The sequence below is a fragment of the Actinophytocola sp. genome, from assembly GCF_035942955.1.
Classification (GTDB): Bacteria; Actinomycetota; Actinomycetes; order Mycobacteriales; family Pseudonocardiaceae; genus DASYTH01.
Map to the genome: position 1 here is coordinate 13743 of NZ_DASZCQ010000045.1, position 16572 is coordinate 30314.

At 72.2% G+C, this 16572-nt stretch carries 15 protein-coding genes and 1 pseudogene; 12 read left to right on the top strand and 4 right to left on the bottom strand.

Features of this window, described 5'->3' with window-relative positions; genetic code table 11:
• The first annotated feature begins 8 nt into the window (after positions 1-8).
• The 7 genes from VGX25_RS04570 (at position 9) to VGX25_RS04600 (ending at position 7477) form a co-directional block, all read left to right on the top strand.
• Positions 9-1091, top strand: coding sequence for a medium chain dehydrogenase/reductase family protein (locus tag VGX25_RS04570; RefSeq protein ID WP_326916316.1), 1083 nt, complete (start codon positions 9-11; stop codon positions 1089-1091).
• Positions 1092-1094: 3 nt separating this feature from the next.
• Complete coding sequence (locus tag VGX25_RS04575; RefSeq protein ID WP_326916317.1) at positions 1095-2282, top strand: MFS transporter; 1188 nt, start codon at positions 1095-1097, stop codon at positions 2280-2282.
• A 79-nt stretch (positions 2283-2361) separates the two neighbouring features.
• Positions 2362-3729 carry a glutamine synthetase family protein gene (locus VGX25_RS04580; RefSeq protein WP_326916318.1) on the top strand — a complete coding sequence of 456 codons (1368 nt, stop codon included), beginning with the start codon at positions 2362-2364 and terminating at the stop codon, positions 3727-3729.
• A 24-nt stretch (positions 3730-3753) separates the two neighbouring features.
• Positions 3754-4467: a gamma-glutamyl-gamma-aminobutyrate hydrolase family protein gene (locus tag VGX25_RS04585; protein WP_326916319.1), complete on the top strand. Its 714-nt coding sequence runs from the start codon at positions 3754-3756 to the stop codon at positions 4465-4467.
• A complete protein-coding gene (locus VGX25_RS04590; RefSeq protein WP_326916320.1) occupies positions 4464-5831 on the top strand; it encodes an aldehyde dehydrogenase family protein in 1368 nt (455 codons plus the stop codon). The genes VGX25_RS04585 and VGX25_RS04590 overlap by 4 nt, the downstream gene beginning before the upstream one ends.
• A 165-nt stretch (positions 5832-5996) precedes the next feature.
• Positions 5997-6758, top strand: coding sequence for a 3-oxoacyl-ACP reductase (locus VGX25_RS04595; RefSeq protein WP_326916321.1), 762 nt, complete (start codon positions 5997-5999; stop codon positions 6756-6758).
• 2 nt (positions 6759-6760) lie between these two features.
• Positions 6761-7477, top strand: a complete 717-nt coding sequence (locus VGX25_RS04600) for a FadR/GntR family transcriptional regulator (protein ID WP_326916322.1) — start codon at positions 6761-6763, stop codon at positions 7475-7477.
• 260 nt (positions 7478-7737) lie between these two features.
• Here the strand turns inward: VGX25_RS04600 and VGX25_RS04605 are convergent, their stop codons facing one another.
• On the bottom strand, positions 7738-8235 hold the full coding sequence (locus VGX25_RS04605; RefSeq protein WP_326916323.1) for a DUF1707 domain-containing protein: 498 nt from the start codon (positions 8233-8235) through the stop codon (positions 7738-7740).
• 101 nt (positions 8236-8336) lie between these two features.
• Here VGX25_RS04605 and ald point away from each other — a divergent pair, with 101 nt between their 5' ends.
• From ald to VGX25_RS04630, 5 genes are read left to right on the top strand one after another with little or no spacing between them, the layout of a single operon-like run.
• A complete protein-coding gene (gene ald, locus VGX25_RS04610) occupies positions 8337-9458 on the top strand; it encodes an alanine dehydrogenase (protein WP_326916324.1) in 1122 nt (373 codons plus the stop codon).
• Positions 9455-10375, top strand: a complete 921-nt coding sequence (gene xerD / locus VGX25_RS04615; protein WP_326916325.1) for a site-specific tyrosine recombinase XerD — start codon at positions 9455-9457, stop codon at positions 10373-10375. Before ald ends, xerD begins: the two co-directional genes overlap by 4 nt.
• 9 nt (positions 10376-10384) lie before the next feature.
• On the top strand, positions 10385-11038 hold the full coding sequence (locus VGX25_RS04620; RefSeq protein WP_326916326.1) for a lysophospholipid acyltransferase family protein: 654 nt from the start codon (positions 10385-10387) through the stop codon (positions 11036-11038).
• The gene (locus VGX25_RS04625; RefSeq protein WP_326916327.1) at positions 11038-12045 is read left to right on the top strand and encodes a stage II sporulation protein M; all 1008 of its coding nucleotides are present in this window, start codon (positions 11038-11040) and stop codon (positions 12043-12045) included. Before VGX25_RS04620 ends, VGX25_RS04625 begins: the two co-directional genes overlap by 1 nt.
• The gene (locus tag VGX25_RS04630) at positions 12042-14171 is read left to right on the top strand and encodes a molybdopterin-dependent oxidoreductase (RefSeq protein WP_326916328.1); all 2130 of its coding nucleotides are present in this window, start codon (positions 12042-12044) and stop codon (positions 14169-14171) included. Before VGX25_RS04625 ends, VGX25_RS04630 begins: the two co-directional genes overlap by 4 nt.
• Here VGX25_RS04630 and VGX25_RS04635 read toward each other — a convergent pair.
• From VGX25_RS04635 to VGX25_RS04645, 3 genes and pseudogenes are all read right to left on the bottom strand, one after another.
• On the bottom strand, positions 14101-15429 hold the full coding sequence (locus tag VGX25_RS04635) for a DUF58 domain-containing protein (protein ID WP_326916329.1): 1329 nt from the start codon (positions 15427-15429) through the stop codon (positions 14101-14103). The two genes, VGX25_RS04630 and VGX25_RS04635, sit on opposite strands and share 71 nt — an antisense overlap.
• Positions 15429-16382, bottom strand: coding sequence for a MoxR family ATPase (locus tag VGX25_RS04640; RefSeq protein ID WP_326916330.1), 954 nt, complete (start codon positions 16380-16382; stop codon positions 15429-15431). The genes VGX25_RS04635 and VGX25_RS04640 overlap by 1 nt, the downstream gene beginning before the upstream one ends.
• Positions 16379-16572: pseudogene (locus tag VGX25_RS04645) on the bottom strand (DUF4350 domain-containing protein); the annotation flags it as partial. The pseudogene VGX25_RS04645 and the gene VGX25_RS04640, both read right to left, overlap by 4 nt.

The window sequence follows — 16572 nt, forward strand, 5'->3', positions numbered from 1 at the left end:
TGGCGGAGTTGCCGGATCCCATCTGCGGGCCGGATGAGATCCTGATGCGTACCGAGGCGGTCTCGATCTGCTCCACGGACGTTTCCTACTACCGGGGACATCTGTTTCCGGCCCGCTGGCCCATCGTTCCCGGACACGAGTACGTGGGCCGGGTCGTGCAGATCGGCTCCCGCCTCGAACAGGACATCCGGCTCGACGACCGGCTGGTCTACTGGGGGCAGACCGATTTCTGGGGGATGGCGGAGTTCCGCACCATTCGTCCGCTGCTCCCGCAGCACCGGCTCGAGACGTCGTGGTACACGCAACGCAACTTCTATGATGCCGATCAGGCCGCGGCGGTGGTGGTGCCCGCCGAAATACCGGCCAGCCTTGCGACGATCGTGGAGCCGTTGACGTCGGTCTTACGGTCTTTGCTGACCAACCCACCGCGGCCGGGAGACGTTTGTGTGGTGCTCGGTTGTGGCCCGTGTGGCCTTCTTGCGGTCCAGGTACTGCACAAATACCTGGGGGCGGGGTTGGTGGTGGTGGCGGACCGGGACCCCGCGCGGCTGCGGGTGGCCCTTGAGCTGGGTGCGGACCAGGCTTTCAACACCGACCTGGATACCACGGAGCTGGAGGCGATCGTCCGGAACAATCATGACTCCTTCGCCGACTACCTGTTCGATGCGCTACCCCACGTCACCGTTGCGAACGGGGACGGCAAGGACGTTCGTCAACTGGGCATGGGACTCCTGCGACCCGGCGGAACCTACGTGGTGTACGGGGCAACCGAGACTCCCCAGATGATCAACACCTGGCTCATCCTGGCCAAGGGACTGCGCCTGGTGGCCGCACCGTTCGACGTCCGGCTCTTTCCCATGGCCCGGTCCGCGCACGTTGCGCGCATCGCGCTGAGCCTGATCCGCGATGGTGTGATCAAAGCGGAGCGGTTGGTGACGCGGTCCATCCGCGCCAACGACGAGGCCGCCATCAGCGAGGCGTTCGCCAACTACGGCGCCAACGGTGACCTGAAGACCTCGATCGCCTACCACGACCCCGACTCGCCCGGAGCCGACGAGCGCGTCGGTTCCGGTCTGACCGTAGGGAGTTGACCCGTGCGTTCCAAGTGGACCCGAGTGGCGGTGTCGATGCTGTTCCTGGAGCTGGGATTCGGCTTCGGCAGTTGGGCGGTGCGGATTCCCGACATTCAGGAGAGGTTGGGGCTGTCCAAAGCCGCGCTCGGCATGGCGTTGCTGGCGCTGGCGGTGGGTTCCCTGTTGGGTATGCCGCTGGCCAGCGCCCTTGCCGCCCGCGTCAACGGAGCATCCCTGGCGCGCGGATGCGCGCTGTCCTTTGCGGCGTGCCTGGCGCTGCCGGCGTTGGCGCCCAGCCTGGCGTCGCTGTGCGCGACACTGGCGGTCATGGGGGCGGCCAACGGGGCACTCGGGGTGGTCATGAACGCTCAGGCGTCGCTCGTCGAGCGGCACACGGGCCGAGCCGTGCTCTCGACCTGCCACGGGGTGTTCAGCGTCGGCGGACTGACCGGCTCGCTCTCCGCCGGCTGGCTCGCCGGCCAGGCAGTGCCCGCCATGCTCCACCTCCCCGTGGTGGCCGCGGCGCTGGTCGGGCTCGCGCTGCTGGGCGCTCCGCATCTGGTGCCCACCGTGCCGGTCGTGGGCGCGGCGGCATTCGCCCGTCCGACCCGAGGCCTGATCGTGTTCGGCGTCCTTGCCTTCTGCGTTCTCCTCTGCGAGGGCGCGGTCACCGACTGGAGCGCCGTCTACCTGCGGGAACAGCTCGCCGCGTCACCCGCCGCGGCGGCCGTGGGCTACTCGGCGTTCGCGGTCGCCATGGCGATCGGCCGACTGTCCGGCGACCGGCTGACATCCGCGTGGGGACGTCGCCGTCTGGTCCGGATTGCCGGCGCCGTGGCAACCTGCGGAGCTGCCGCGATCCTGATCGCTCCGGTGCTGTGGCTGGGGCTGGCCGGCTTCGCACTGCTCGGTGTCGGGCTGTCGGTCGCCTTCCCGAACGTGCTGGGCGCCGCCGCCGAGGAAGACCCTCGTCGGGTCGACGCCTCGATCGCGGCCGTGTCCACGGTCGGCTACCTCGGTTTCCTCCTCGGGCCGCCGCTCATCGGCCTCCTTGCCCAGGCGATCGGGTTGCGCGGCGGCCTGAGCCCCCTACTGGTGTGCGCTGCCTGCGTCCTGCTGCTCGCAGGAACGCTGCGCACCACGCGCTCAGCGACGGAGCACCGCCGTGCCGACGGCACCCCGGCGCAGGTCGGCGGCCGCACGCGGTAGAGCGTGATCCGTTTGACACGTCAGCGCGGGCCGTGTGCAATGTGTCCAATGGATCGGTTCTGGTCCTTTGGGAGTGAGGATGCGGCACAGCGATGGCCTGCTCACCCTCGATCGGCTGCGCGAGCTGGTCGAGGCCGGGGAGATCGACACCGTTCTGCTGGCGATCACCGACATGCAGGGGCGGTTGCAGGGCAAGCGGTGCGGGGCGGAGTACTTCCTCAACGAGGTGGCGCCGCACGCCGCGGAGGCGTGCAACTACCTGCTCGCGGTCGACGTGGAGATGAACACCGTCGACGGCTACGCGATGTCCTCATGGGACCGTGGGTACGGCGACTTCGTGCTGCGACCGGACTTCGGCACGCTGCGCCGGGTGCCGTGGCACGAGGGGACCGCGCTGGTGCTCGCCGACATCGAGTGGTTCGACGGGACCCCGGTGGCGGCCTCGCCGCGGCAGATCCTGCGCCGGCAGCTCGACCGGCTGGCCGAGCGCGGGCTGGCCGCGTACGTGGGCACCGAGCTGGAGTTCATCGTGTTCGACGACTCCTACGAGCAGGCATGGCGGTCCGGCTACCGCAACCTCACCCCGGCCAATCAGTACAATGTGGACTATTCGATGCTGGGGACCGCGCGGCTGGAGGGGCTGCTGCGCGACATCCGCAACGGCATGTCCGGCGCAGGGATGTACGTGGAGTCGGCCAAGGGGGAGTGCAACCCCGGCCAGCACGAGATCGCCTTCCGGTACGCCGACGCACTGACCACATGCGACAACCACAGCATCTACAAGACCGGCGCCAAGGAGATCGCCGCCCGGCACGGCAAGAGCCTGACGTTCATGGCCAAGTACAACGAGCGGGAGGGCAACTCCTGCCACGTCCACATCAGCCTGCGCGGCACGGACGGCGACCCGGTGCTGGCCGGCGACGGGCCGAACGGGTTCTCCCCGCTGATGGAGCGGTTCCTCGCCGGGCAGCTGGCCTGCCTGCGCGAGCTCACCTACTTCTTCGCGCCGAACGTCAACTCCTACAAGCGTTACACCCCGGGCAGCTTCGCGCCGACCACGATCGCCTGGGGCCGGGACAACCGCACCTGCGCGCTGCGCGTCGTCGGGCACGGCGACTCGCTGCGGGTCGAGCACCGGCTGCCCGGCGGGGACGTCAACCCGTACCTCGCGGTGGCCGCGGCCGTGGCCGCCGGGCTGCACGGCATCGACAACGAGCTGCCGCTCGAACCCGAGTTGGTCGGAAACGCCTACGATGAAACGGATCGACCGCAGGTGCCGACGACCCTGCGGGACGCCGCCGCGCTGCTCGGCGAAAGCAAGCTGGCCCGTTCGGCGTTCGGCGACGAGGTCGTCGACCACTACCTGAACAACGCGCGGGTCGAGCTCGCGGCCTACGACGCCGCGGTGACCGACTGGGAGAAGATCCGTGGCTTCGAGCGGCTCTAGCAGCGCCCTTCCGGGAGCCCGGCCATGAGCGCGCGCGACAGCCACGACGCTGACCTGCGTTCCAGGCCACTGATCGGGATCAGCTGCTATCTGGAGCAGGCCAGGTTCGGCGTGTGGGACGTGCCGGCCGCCCTGCTGGCCCGAACCTACCTGGACTGTGTGGTCGCGGCCGGCGGGCTGCCCGTTCTTGTGCCCCCGGTCGGGGGCTGGGACGCCGTGGATGTGTCCCGGTTGGACGGTTTGGTTCTAGCCGGGGGGCCGGACATCGATCCCGCCTGCTACCACCAGCACCCACATCCCGAGACGGGGCCACCCCGACCCGAGCGCGACCTGGCCGAGCTGAGGCTGCTCGACGCGGCGCTGCCGGCCGGCGTCCCGGTCCTTGGCGTGTGCCGGGGAATGCAGCTGATCAACGTTGCCTGCGGCGGCAGCCTGCACCAGCACCTGGACAGCCCGGCGCACCGGCCGACTCCTGGAGTGTTCGGCCGGGTGGCGGTGAAGGTCGCGCCGGACAGCCGGCTCGCCGGGATCATCGGCGAGCAGGTGACCGTGTCATGCCACCACCATCAGGGAATCGACCGGCTCGGCGACGGGCTCGTCCCGGTCGGCTGGGCGCCGGACGGCACGGTGGAGGCGGTCGAGCTGCCGGGGGACGACTTTCTCGTCGGCGTGCAGTGGCATCCCGAGGAAGACACCGTGGACAGGCGACTGTTCCAGGCGCTGGTGGCGGCGGCATGACCGCGACGTTCGACGTGATCAACCCCGCCACCGAGCAGGTGGTCGAGACCGTGCCGCTGACGTCGGCCGAGGAGACCGACGCGGCCATCGCCAGGGCGGCCGCGGCCTTTCCGGCGTGGCGGGCGGTCGCGCCGGGGGACCGGACCCGGCTGCTGCGTGCGTTCGCCGAGGCGGTCGACGCCGACCGGGAGAACCTGGCCCGGCTGGAGGTGGCCAACTCCGGGCACACCATCGGCAACGCCCGGTGGGAGGCCGGCAACGTGCGCGACGTGCTGCAGTACTACGCGGCCGCGCCGGAGCGGCTGTTCGGCCGGCAGATCCCGGTGCCCGGCGGGGTGAACGTCACCTTCGCCGAGCCGATCGGCGTGGTGGGCGTGATCGTGCCGTGGAACTTCCCGATGCCGATCGCCGGCTGGGGTTTCGCGCCGGCGCTTGCGGCCGGCAACACGGTGGTGCTCAAACCGGCCGAGCTGACCCCGCTGACCGCGCTGCGCCTGGCCTCGCTGGCCAGGGATGCCGGGATCCCGGAGGACGTGTTCCAGGTGCTGCCCGGCAAGGGTTCCGTCGTGGGGCAACGCTTCGTGGACCATCCGGCGGTTCGGAAGATCGTGTTCACCGGCTCGACCGAGGTCGGCAAGCAGATCATGGCCGGCTGCGCCGCGCGGGTGAAGCGGGTGACCCTTGAGCTTGGCGGCAAGAACGCCAACATCGTGTTCGCCGACGCCGACCTCGAGAAGGCCGCGGCCACGGCGCCGTACGGGGTGTTCGACAACGCCGGCCAGGACTGCTGCGCGCGGTCGCGGATCCTGGTGCAGCGCGGCGTGTTCGACCGGTTCATGGAGCTGCTCGAGCCGGCGGTCCGCGGCGTCGTGGTGGGCGACCCGGCCGACGAGAAGACCGAGATGGGCCCGCTGATCTCCGCCGCGCACCGGGCCAGCGTGGCCGCCTACGTGCCGGACGACGCGCCGGTGGCGTTCCGCGGCAGCGCCCCGACCGGGCCCGGCTTCTGGTTCCCGCCAACGGTTCTGACCCCGTCCTCGCCGACCGACCGCACCGTGGTCGAGGAGGTCTTCGGCCCGGTGGTGACCGTGCAGACTTTCGACGACGAGGACGACGCGATCCGGATGGCCAACCGGACCGAGTACGGCCTGTCCGGGTCGATCTGGACCCGCGACGTCGGCCGGGCCTTCCGGGTTGCGCGCGGCGTCGAGTCCGGCAACCTCTCGGTCAACTCGCACTCCTCGGTCCGCTACTGGACCCCGTTCGGCGGCGTCAAGCAATCCGGCCTCGGCCGCGAGCTCGGCCCGGACGCGCTGGACGCGTTCACCGAGACCAAGAACGTCTTCATCAGTACGGAGGGGTAGACGAGTGGCGCGGCACCCGAGGCGACCACAGAGCGCGCCCCCGCCGAAGGCCCGCTATCGCGGTGGCAGGGCTCCTTCGCGGATGGCGGGCTCTGGAATTTCGGCGCCCTGCCGACGCGATTGCGGCGGCGCGCAAAGTCGCGACGATACAGTACGGAGGGGTAGATGCGCCTGAAGGACCGGATCGCGGTGGTGACCGGCGCGGCCAGCGGGATCGGCCTGGCGACCGCGAAGCGGTTCGCCGCCGAGGGCGCGAAGGTCGTCGCCGTCGACCTCAACACCGATGGGATCACCTTGCTGGCCAAGGAGATCGACGGCGACGCAATCACCTGCGACGTGACCGACGAGGCGGGCGTCGAGGCCATGTTCGAGTCGGTGGTCGGCAGGCACGGCAGCGTCGACATCGCCTTCAACAACGCGGGGATCTCGCCGCCGGAGGACGACTCGATCCTCACCACGGGGATCGAGGCCTGGGAGCGGGTGCAGCGGGTCAACCTGACCTCGGTGTACCTGTGCTGCAAGCACGTCATCCCGCACATGCGGCGGCAGGGCCGGGGTTCGATCATCAACACCGCCTCGTTCGTGGCGGTGCTGGGCGCGGCCACGTCACAGATCTCCTACACCGCCTCCAAAGGCGGGGTGCTGGCGATGTCTCGGGAGCTGGGCGTGCAGTTCGCCCGCGAGGGCATCAGGGTGAACGCGCTGTGCCCCGGACCGGTGAACACGCCGCTGCTGCGGGAGCTGTTCGCCAAGGATCCCGAGCGGGCCCAGCGGCGGCTGGTGCACGTGCCGATGGGCCGGTTCGCCGAGCCCGAGGAGATCGCCGCCGCGGTGGCGTTCCTGGCCAGCGACGACGCGTCGTTCATCACCGCGTCGACGTTCCTGGTGGACGGCGGGATCTCGGGCGCCTACGTGACGCCGCTGTAGTCATGTCCACTTTGGCCAGTGCGGGAGCGGCGCTGTTCCGCCCGGTGCGCGCCGGCAACGCCTTCGAGGAGACCGTCGAGCGTCTCCTGCAAGCGATCCGGCTCGGCGTTGCCGGCCCCGGTGAGCGGCTCCCGGCCGAGCGCGAGCTGGCCGCGCGCCTTGCCGTCAGCCGCGAAACCCTCCGCCAGGCCATCCGGGCGCTGGCCGACGCCGGCTACGTCGAGTCCCGCCGCGGCCGCTACGGCGGCACCTTCGTCACCGAGACCCTCCCGCCCACCGCCAGCGGCCGCCCGCGCGAGGAGCTCGCCGCCGAGCTGGACGACGTGCTGACCCTCCGCCAGGTCCTGGAAACCGGCGCCGCCGAGACCGCAGCCACCCGCCCGCTGACCCCGGCCGACCGCGAGCACCTCCGCGTCGCCCTTGACGAGGCCGCCACCCTCGACCCCGCCGACTACCGCCGCCGCGACTCCCGCCTGCACCTGGCCATCGCCGAGGTCACCGCGTCCACCCTGCTCACCACCGCCGTCGCCGACATCCGCACCCGCGTCAACGAGCTGCTCGACGCGATCCCCCTGCTGCCCACCAACCTCGAGCACTCCCACGCCCAACACCGCCGCATCGTCGACCGCATCCTGGCCGCCGACCCCCGCGCCGCCCGCCGAGCCATGGCCGAACACCTCGACGGCACCGCCGCCCTCCTGCGCGGCTTCCTGTCCTAAACGCCGCGTCGAGCACAAGGGAAAGCGACTCCGGCAATCCGATGAATGCCTCCATCGTCATCCCTGGCGTGAGGTAGGCCCCTTCATCGCATGCCCTCCACAATGGTCGGTTCAGCGGCGATCCCGTACCGCCACCGATGAGGTAGCTCGCCCTCGGCGAGGAATGCCACACGGCTTGCGTGCCGATGCGTACCTGCGGGTCGCCGCGGTTTGTGTCGCCGTGGAGAAGGACTCCCGCGCCCACATCGCTTTCCGGGGTCCTAAATGTCGCGTAGCCGGCGGCCGTGGGGGTCGGTGCCGCCGTTGATCAGGAGGAGGATGCCGTCGATGATCGACCAGATGACGCCGACGCCGATGGGGAACAGGACCAGTTGGAGGACGGCGGTCTGGTTGTGGCCGGTGTAGAAGCGGCCGATGCCGAACGGGAGCATGATCTGCAGGAGGCCGGCGGCGATCTTGGACTTGTCCGACCAGACCACCGGCGAGTTGGGGTCGTGGTGGAGTGGCACCGGCAGCGGGGCCGGCGGGGCCGACGGGGGCGCCGGCCGAGTCAGGGACGCCGGGTGTGGGGCGGGCAGATCCTTGAACAGGGGACGCAGGTCGCCGAGGGTCTTGGCGTCCAGTGCGGTGGTGATCCGCGCTTCGTACTCGTCCATCGGCAGTCGGCCGGCGGCGAAGTGATCACCCAGGATGCTGATGGCGTCCTCGCGTTCCTGGGTGCCGACGCGTAGACCGTCCCTATCCGGCACCTCGCTCACGACACTTACCTTACGGCGTCAGGCCCGTGTGCTCCCAGGGGACTAGGCTCGCGCGCGACGGGTCGACGGTGCCCCGTCCACGAGTCTGCGAGGAGGACGCGGTGCTGGTCGGAGTTCCTCGTGAGGTCAAGAACCACGAGTACCGGGTGGCGATCACACCGGCCGGGGTCGTCGAGCTGGTGCACCGCGGTCACGATGTGCTCATCGAGACCGGCGCCGGGCTCGGCTCCTCGTTCCCGGACGCGGAGTACCTGGCGGCCGGCGCCAAGATCGCGCCGACGGCCGACGACACCTGGGCGTCGGCGGACCTGGTGCTCAAGGTCAAGGAGCCGATCCCGGAGGAGTACGGGCGGCTGCGCCGCGGCCAGATCCTGTTCACCTACCTGCACCTGGCCGCCAGCGAGGAGTGCACCCGGGCGCTGGTCGACTCGGGCGTCACCGCGATCGCCTACGAGACCGTGCAGCTCGCCGACGGGTCGCTGCCGCTGCTCGCGCCGATGAGCGAGGTGGCCGGCCGGATGGCGCCGCAGGTCGGGGCGCACTGCCTTGAGCGGGCGCAGGGCGGGCGCGGCGTGCTGCTCGGCGGGGTGTCCGGGGTCCCGGCCGGCAAGGTCGCGGTGATCGGCGCGGGCGTGGCCGGGATGAACGCGGCCAGCATCGCGCTCGGGTTTCAGGCCGAGGTCATCGTCCTGGACACCAACATCAACCGGTTGCGGCAGATCGACTTCAGCTACCGTGGGCACCTGCAGACCGTGGCCAGCAACGCCTACGAGGTCGACAAGGCGTGCCGCTGGGCGGATCTGGTGATCGGGGCCGTGCTGGTGCCGGGGGCCAAGGCGCCGACGTTGGTGAGCAACGAGCTGGTGGCGCAGATGCGGCCCGGTTCTGTGCTGGTGGACATCGCGATCGACCAGGGTGGCTGCTTCGCCGACTCCCGCCCGACCACGCACGCCGACCCGACGTTCACCGTGCACAACTCGGTCTTCTACTGCGTGGCCAACATGCCGGGCGCGGTGCCGAACACCTCGACGTGGGCGCTGACCAACGTGACCCTGCCATACGCAGTTGCCTTGGCGGACAAGGGATTCACCGAAGCGGTTCGCTCCGATCCGGCGCTGGCCAAGGGCGTCAACGTGGCCGCGGGTGCAGTGGTGCTCGACGAGGTGGCCCAGGCGCACGGCATGCCGCACACTCCACTTGAGACGGTTCTCGGGGTCACATGACCGACCTGGGCGGCGTCGTCACCGGTTACCTCGACCACCTCGCGGTGGAGCGGGGCACCTCGCGCAACACGCTGGACGGCTATGCCCGCGATCTGCGCCGCTACGCCGACCACCTGGCGGCGTCCGGTGTGGACGGACTGGCGCAGGTCACCGAGCGGCACGTGTCGGCGTTCCTTGCGGTGCTGCGCGAGGGCACCGACGAGCATCCGCCGCTGGCCGCGTCGTCGGCCGCCCGCGCGCTGGTCGCGGTCCGCGGCCTGCACCGGTTCGCCGTGCGGGAGGGCCTGGTCGAGCTGGACCCGGCGCGGGAGGTGCGGCCGCCCACCCCGCCGCGGCGGCTGCCGAAGGCGCTGCCGATCGACGACGTGCTGCGGCTGCTGGACACCGCGTCCGGCGAGGGGGCCGGGCCGATCCGCGACCGCGCCCTGCTCGAACTGCTGTACTCGACCGGCGCCCGGATCTCCGAGGCGGTCGGCCTCGACCGCGACGACGTCGACCCGCACGAGCGCACCGTGCTGCTGGACGGCAAGGGCGGCAAGCAACGCCTGGTGCCGATCGGCCGGCCGGCGCTGGCCGCGCTCGACGCGTACCTGGTCCGCGTCCGCCCTGCGCTGGCCGCGCGCGGTCGCGGCTCCCCGGCGCTGTTCCTCAACGTGCGCGGCGGCCGGCTGTCCCGGCAGAGCGCCTGGCAGGTGCTCAAGGTGGCGGCCGAGCGGGCCGGCATCACCGCCTCGGTGTCCCCGCACACCCTGCGCCACTCGTTCGCCACCCACCTGCTCGAGGGCGGCGCGGACGTGCGTGTCGTACAGGAGCTGCTCGGCCACGCCTCGGTGACCACGACCCAGATCTACACGCTGGTCACCGTCAACACCCTCCGCGAGGTCTACGCCACCGCCCATCCCCGCGCCCATGGCTAGAGTGCGCTCGTGGGATACCGCGTGCTGCGCCGGATGATGTGGCTGGTCGCTCGGGTCTGGTTCCGGCCGGACGTGGTGGGCGCCGAGCGAGTGCCCCGGCGCGGTCCCGTGATCCTGGCGATCAACCACCTCGCCGTGATCGACAGCTTCCTTGTCGCGTTGCTGCTGCCGCGCAAGGTGTCGTTCCTCGCCAAGGCCGAGTACTTCGAGCGGCGGGCGGTCGCGGTGCCGTTGCGGGTGCTTGGCGCGATCCCGGTGCGCCGCGAGCACAGCCGGGCGGCGCTGGCCTCGCTCGAGATCGCCGAACGGGTGCTGGCCGCGGGCGGGGTGTTCGCGATCCACCCGGAGGGCACCCGGTCCCGTGATGGGCGACTGCACCGTGGTCGCACCGGCGTGGCCACGATGGCGCTCACGTCCGGAGCGCCGGTGGTGCCGGTGGCGTTGATCGGCACCGATCGCGCGCAACCGGCCGGCACCCGGCTGCCAAGGCCGCGCCGGGTCACCGTGCGGTTCGGCGCGCCGCTGGACTTCTCCCGCTATGCCGGCATGGAGGCCTCCCCGGCCATCCGCCGCGCGATCACCGACGAGATCATGTCGGCCATCCTCGACCTGTCCGAGCAGGAGTACGTCGACCGGTACCACGAGCGATCCGACGCCGCGTAATGGACATCGACCTGTTCGTCGCGGCGCACCGGGCCGAGTGGGATCGGTTGGCGGAGCTGGTGCGGCGGGCGGGGCGGTTGCGCGGGCCGGAGGCCGACGAGCTGGTGCTGCTGTACCAGCGGGTGGCCACGCACCTGTCGATCGTCCGGGCGGCGGCGCCGGATCCCGCGCTGCTCGGCCGGTTGTCGCCGCTGGTGGCCAGGGCGCGGGCGGCGGTCACCGGCTCGCACGCGCAGAGCTGGGCCGGGGTCGGGCGGTTCCTCGCCAGGGACCTGCCGGCGGCGATCTACGGCGGCCGGCGGTGGTGGGTGGCCGCCGGGGTGATCTTCCTCGTGACCGGCGGCCTGATCGCGGCCTGGGTGGCGGGTGATCCGCAGGTCCAGGCCACGATCGCGGCGCCGGAGGAGATCCGGTCCCTGACCGCGCCGGGCGGCGATTTCGAGACGTACTACTCGTCGGCGCCGGCGGCCTCGTTCGCCGCGCGGGTGTGGACGAACAACGCCTGGCTGGCGGCCGGCTGCCTGGTGCTCGGCGCGCTGCTCGGCGTCCCGGTGGTGGTGATCCTGCTGTACAACGCCGTCACCGTCGGCGTGGCGGCCGGCCTGATGGCCGCGGCCGGCCGGCTGGACATCTTCTTCGGACTGGTCACGCCGCACGGCCTGCTCGAGCTGACCGCCCTGTTCGTCGCGGCCGGCAGCGGCCTTCGGCTCGGCTGGACGGTCGTCGATCCCGGCGGCGAGTCGCGCGGGTCCGCGCTGGCCCGGCTGGGCCGTTCGGTCGGCGGCGTGGCGCTCGGCCTGGCCCTGGTGCTGCTGGTCTCGGGGCTGATCGAGGCGTTCGTGACCCCGTCCGGCCTGCCGACCTGGGCCCGGATCGGCATCGGGCTGCTGGCCGAGGCGGCGTTCCTCGGCTACGTGCTCATATTCGGTCGACATGCCAGCGCCGCCGGGCACACTGGGGATGTCGACGCAGCGTACGCCGGGGACACCGCGCGGGAGGCCGGATGAGCGACGAGTTGACCGTGCTGGGCGCCTGCCCGCTGGACTGTCCGGACGCCTGCGGCTGGACCGTCACCGTGCGGGACGGCGCGGCGGTTTCCCTGCGCGGGAGCCATGATCACCCGTTCACCCGCGGCTCGCTGTGCACCAAGGTCAACCGCTACCTCGAGCACGCCGCGGCGCCCGACCGCCTGCTGTACCCGATGCGCCGCGTCGGCCCGAAGGGCTCCGGACGGTTCGCCCGGATCGGCTGGGACGAGGCGCTGTCGGAGATCGCGTCCCGACTGCGCGGAATCCTCGACCGGTACGGCGGCGAGGCGGTGTGGCCGTACTGGGGCACCGGGACGATGGGCTACCTGCAGGGGGCACGCGGCCTGTCCGGCCGCCGGTTCTTCAACGTGATCGGCGCGTCCGACCACGACCTGACCATCTGCTCGATCGCCGGGGCCGCCGGGCTGACGTACACGGTCGGAACGTCGGCCGGCATGGACCCGGAGGACCTGGCGCTGTCCCGGCTGATCCTGTTGTGGGGCACCAACACCCTGACCACCGGGCACCACCTGTGGAAGTTCGTCCAGGCGGCGCGCGCGGCCGGCGCCCACGTGGTGGCCATCGATCCACTTCGGACTCGCACGGCGCGCCAGGCCGACGAGCACCTCGCGCCGATCCCGGGCACCGACGCCGCGCTGGCCCTCGGCCTGCTCAACGTGATCGTCGGCCGCGGCGCGGAGGATCACGCGTTCCTCGAGCGGCATACGTTGGGGTGGCCGGAGTTCCGGGCCCGGATCGAGCAGTATCCGCCGGAGAAGGTTGCCGAGATCACCGGGATCCCCGCGGACCGGATCGTGGCGCTCGGCACCCGGATCGCGACGACCCGCCCGACCGCGATCCGCGCCACCATGGGCATGCAGCGGCACGCGGGCGGCGGCATGGCGCTGCGCACGCTGGCCTGCATCCCGGGCGTCACCGGCGACTGGGCCCGCCCCGGCGGTGGCCTGTCGTACTCCACGAGCAGCCACTTCCCGCTCGACGTTTCGGCGCTGTGGCGCGACGATCTGCGTCCCGGACCGGTGCGCACGCTGTCCATGACCCGGCTCGCCGAGGCCCTGCTGACGTTCGACGACCCGCCCGTGCAGGCGCTGTTCGTGATCGCCGCGAACCCGGCGGCCAGCACGCCCCACCAGAACGCCGTGCGCCGCGGTCTGTCCCGTTCGGACCTGTTCACGGTCGTCCTCGAGCAGTTCCCGACCGACACCGTCGACTACGCGGACATCGTGCTGCCGTCGACCATGCAGACCGAGCACGCCGACCTGCACGTCGGCTACGGCCACATGTACCTGATGTGGAACGAGCCCGCGGTGGCGCCGCCGGGGGAGTGCCTGCCCACCACCGAGACGTTCCGCCGCCTGGCCGCCGCCATGGGCCTGACCGAGCCACTGCTGTACGACTCCGACGAGACCCTTGCCCGCACCCTGCTGTCCACATCGGACCCGCGGCTGGCCGGCATCACCCTGGACCGGCTGCGCGCCGAGGGCCACGCCCGACTTTCGGTCCCCGCCCCGTTCCTGCCCTTCGCGTCCGGCTTCCCCACCCCGTCGGGAAAGCTGGAGTTCTACTCCGCCCGCGCCGCCGCCGACGGCCATGATCCGCTCGCCGGCTACACGCCACCCGCGGAGATCTCCGACGACGCCCTCGCCGCCCGCTACCCGCTGGCCCTCATCTCGGTTGCCGCCCACAACTTCCTCAACACCATCTTCGCCAACAACCCCGAGCTCCGCCGCCGCACCGGCACCCCCCGCCTGGCGCTGCACCCCACCGACGCCGCCGCCCGCTCCCTCACCCCCGGCACCCCCGTCCGCGTGTTCAACGCCCGCGGCTCCTTCACCGCCGAGCTCGAGATCGCCGACTGGGTCCGCCCCGGCGTCGCCGCCACCACCAAGGGCCACTGGGCCAAACTCAACGGCGGCGCCAACGCCAACTCCACAGTGGACGAACGCGACTCCGACCTTGCCGGCGGCGCCGTCTACCACGACAACCGCGTCGAGGTGGACAGTCTCACGACACCTACAGCCGGCCCGCGGCCTTCAGTGCCAGATACCGGTCGGCAAGGGCCGGGGGGAGCTCGGCGGGCGTAGCGTCGACGATGTCGACGCCGTGGCGGGTGAGGACGGCGGTGACGTGGCGGCGTTCGGCGAGGGTGCGTTCGGCGGCCGCGGCGGCGTAGACGGCCTCGGCGTCGCCGCGGGAGGAGGCCATCTCCACGACGCGCGGGTCGGTGACGCCGGCGAGCAGTAGGCGGTGGCGGGTGGTCAGGTGGGGGAGGACGGGGAGGAGGCCGGCCTCGAGGGGGGCCGGGTCGAGGCCGGTGAGCAGGACGACGAGGGAGCGGCGGCGGGCGCGGCGGAGGACTTCGGCGATCATGCCGCGGGCATCCGATTCGACCAGCTCCGGCTCGACGGTGGCCATCGCGTCGACCAGGGCGGGCAACAACTCCGGCGCCGCGGAGCCGGAGACGGCGGCGCGGACCCGGCGGTCGTAGGCGATCAGGTCGACCCGGTCGCCCGCGCGCGCGGCGAGGGCGGCGAGCAGCAGCGCCGCGTCGAGCATGGCGTCGAGGCGGGGAGCGTCGCCGACCCGGCCGGCGGACGTCCGGCCGGTGTCGAGCACCAGCAGGATGTGCCGGTCGCGCTCGGGGCGCCAGGTGCGCACCATGACGTCGGCGGCACGCGCGGTGGCCCGCCAGTCGATGGAGCGGACGTCGTCGCCGCCGACGTACTCCCGCAGCGAGTCGAACTCGGTGCCCTGGCCGCGGACGCGCACCGCCTGGCGGCCGTCGAGCTCGCGCAGCCGGGCAAGGCGGGCGGGGAGGTGGCGGCGGCTGTGGAACGGGGGCAGGACGCGGACGGTCCACGGCGCCCGGTGCGAGCATTGCCGGGCGGCCAGGCCGAGCGGGCCGAACGCGCGCACGGTGACCAGATCCGGCACCCGGTCCCCGCGCCGGGTCGGGGTGAGCCGGGTGACGACCGTGCCGGTGCCGCCGGCGGGCACCAGGAGGCGCTGGACTCGGGGACGCGGGACGGCGGGCGGGTCAATACCGTCCACCGTGGCCCCGGCGCTCGGCGGCCAGGCGTCCCGGAGCAGGCCGCGCACCGGGCGGCGGCCCGGGTTGCCCACCGTCAGAACGACATCGGCCGACTCACCAAGCCGGACAGAGCCGGCGCCGGACCGGTCAAGGGTCAGGCCCCGAACATCGCCGGCCAGCGACAGGTCGACCAGGATCCCGGCGAGCACGGCGACGGCCACGAGCACGATCCCGGTCCACGACGGGATCAGCAACCCCACCACCAGCACCCCCGCCAGGGCGAGGAGCCCGGTCCGGCCGGTGAGCGCCATCAGCGGGGCACCGGCACCGTGGCGAGCACGCCGTCGAGGACGCCGTCCGGGCTGGCGCCCTCCAGCTCGGCCTCGGCGCGCAGCTCCACGCGGTGCCGCAATGCGGGGCGCGCCAACGTCTTCACGTCGTCGGGGGTGACGTAGTCGCGGCCGGACAGCCAGGCCCACGCCCGCGCTGCGGACATCAGCGCGGTCGCCCCGCGCGGGGAGACGCCGAGCCGGACGGCGGGGGAGGAGCGGGTGGCCCGGCACAGGTCCACCACGTAGCCGATCACCTCGGGGCGCAGCGTGACCGCGGCGACCGCGGCCCGCGCGGCGTCCACATCGGACGATCCGGCCACCGGCGACAAGCCGGCGCCGGCCAGATCGCGCGGGTCAAAACCGTTGGCGTGCCGGGAAAGGATGCCGACCTCCTCGTCGCGGGAGGGCAGCGGCATGGTGAGCTTGAGCAGGAAGCGGTCCAGCTGCGCCTCGGGCAGCGGGTAGGTTCCCTCGTACTCCACGGGATTCTGGGTCGCGATCACCACGAACGGGTCCGGTAGCGGGTGCGGCCGGCCGTCCACCGAGACCTGCCGCTCCTCCATGGCCTCCAGCAGCGCCGACTGCGTCTTCGGGGGCGTGCGGTTGATCTCGTCGGCGAGCAGCAGGTTGGTGAAGACCGGGCCCTCGCGGAAGGCGAACGCCGCGGTGCGGGCGTCGTAGACCAGGGAACCGGTGACGTCACCCGGCATCAGGTCAGGGGTGAACTGGATGCGCGCGCTGGTCAGGTCGAGCGTGGTGGCCAGCGCCCGGACCAGGAGCGTCTTGGCCACCCCGGGGACGCCCTCGATCAGCACGTGGCCGCGGCACAGCAGCGCCACGATCAGGCCGGTCACGGCGGCGTCCTGGCCGACGACGGCCTTGCCGACCTCGGCCCGCAGCGCGAGCAGGGCCTCCCGGGCGTCGGTCGTCATCGACGGGTGACCTCGCTTTCCACGGCGTCCAGGGCGTCGGCGAGCCGGACCAGCTCGGCGTCGCCGGTCGGGGGCGGACCGTACAGCACGTCGGACACCGACGCGGGCGACCGCCCGGTGCGCTCGGCCACCGCGGCGGCCACGGCGTGCGGTCCGGCGTCGCGGGGCAGGCCGAGCCGCGGGACGAGCC

Coding starts and splice junctions, on each gene's coding strand:
- VGX25_RS04630 (WP_326916328.1), top strand. CDS start 12,042: ATGAGCGACGAGTTGACCGTGCTGGGCGCCTGCCCGCTGGACTGTCCG.
- VGX25_RS04585 (WP_326916319.1), top strand. CDS start 3,754: ATGAGCGCGCGCGACAGCCACGACGCTGACCTGCGTTCCAGGCCACTG.
- VGX25_RS04595 (WP_326916321.1), top strand. CDS start 5,997: ATGCGCCTGAAGGACCGGATCGCGGTGGTGACCGGCGCGGCCAGCGGG.
- VGX25_RS04590 (WP_326916320.1), top strand. CDS start 4,464: ATGACCGCGACGTTCGACGTGATCAACCCCGCCACCGAGCAGGTGGTC.
- VGX25_RS04580 (WP_326916318.1), top strand. CDS start 2,362: ATGCGGCACAGCGATGGCCTGCTCACCCTCGATCGGCTGCGCGAGCTG.
- xerD (WP_326916325.1), top strand. CDS start 9,455: ATGACCGACCTGGGCGGCGTCGTCACCGGTTACCTCGACCACCTCGCG.
- VGX25_RS04625 (WP_326916327.1), top strand. CDS start 11,038: ATGGACATCGACCTGTTCGTCGCGGCGCACCGGGCCGAGTGGGATCGG.
- VGX25_RS04640 (WP_326916330.1), bottom strand. CDS start 16,382: ATGACGACCGACGCCCGGGAGGCCCTGCTCGCGCTGCGGGCCGAGGTC.
- VGX25_RS04600 (WP_326916322.1), top strand. CDS start 6,761: ATGTCCACTTTGGCCAGTGCGGGAGCGGCGCTGTTCCGCCCGGTGCGC.
- VGX25_RS04635 (WP_326916329.1), bottom strand. CDS start 15,429: ATGGCGCTCACCGGCCGGACCGGGCTCCTCGCCCTGGCGGGGGTGCTG.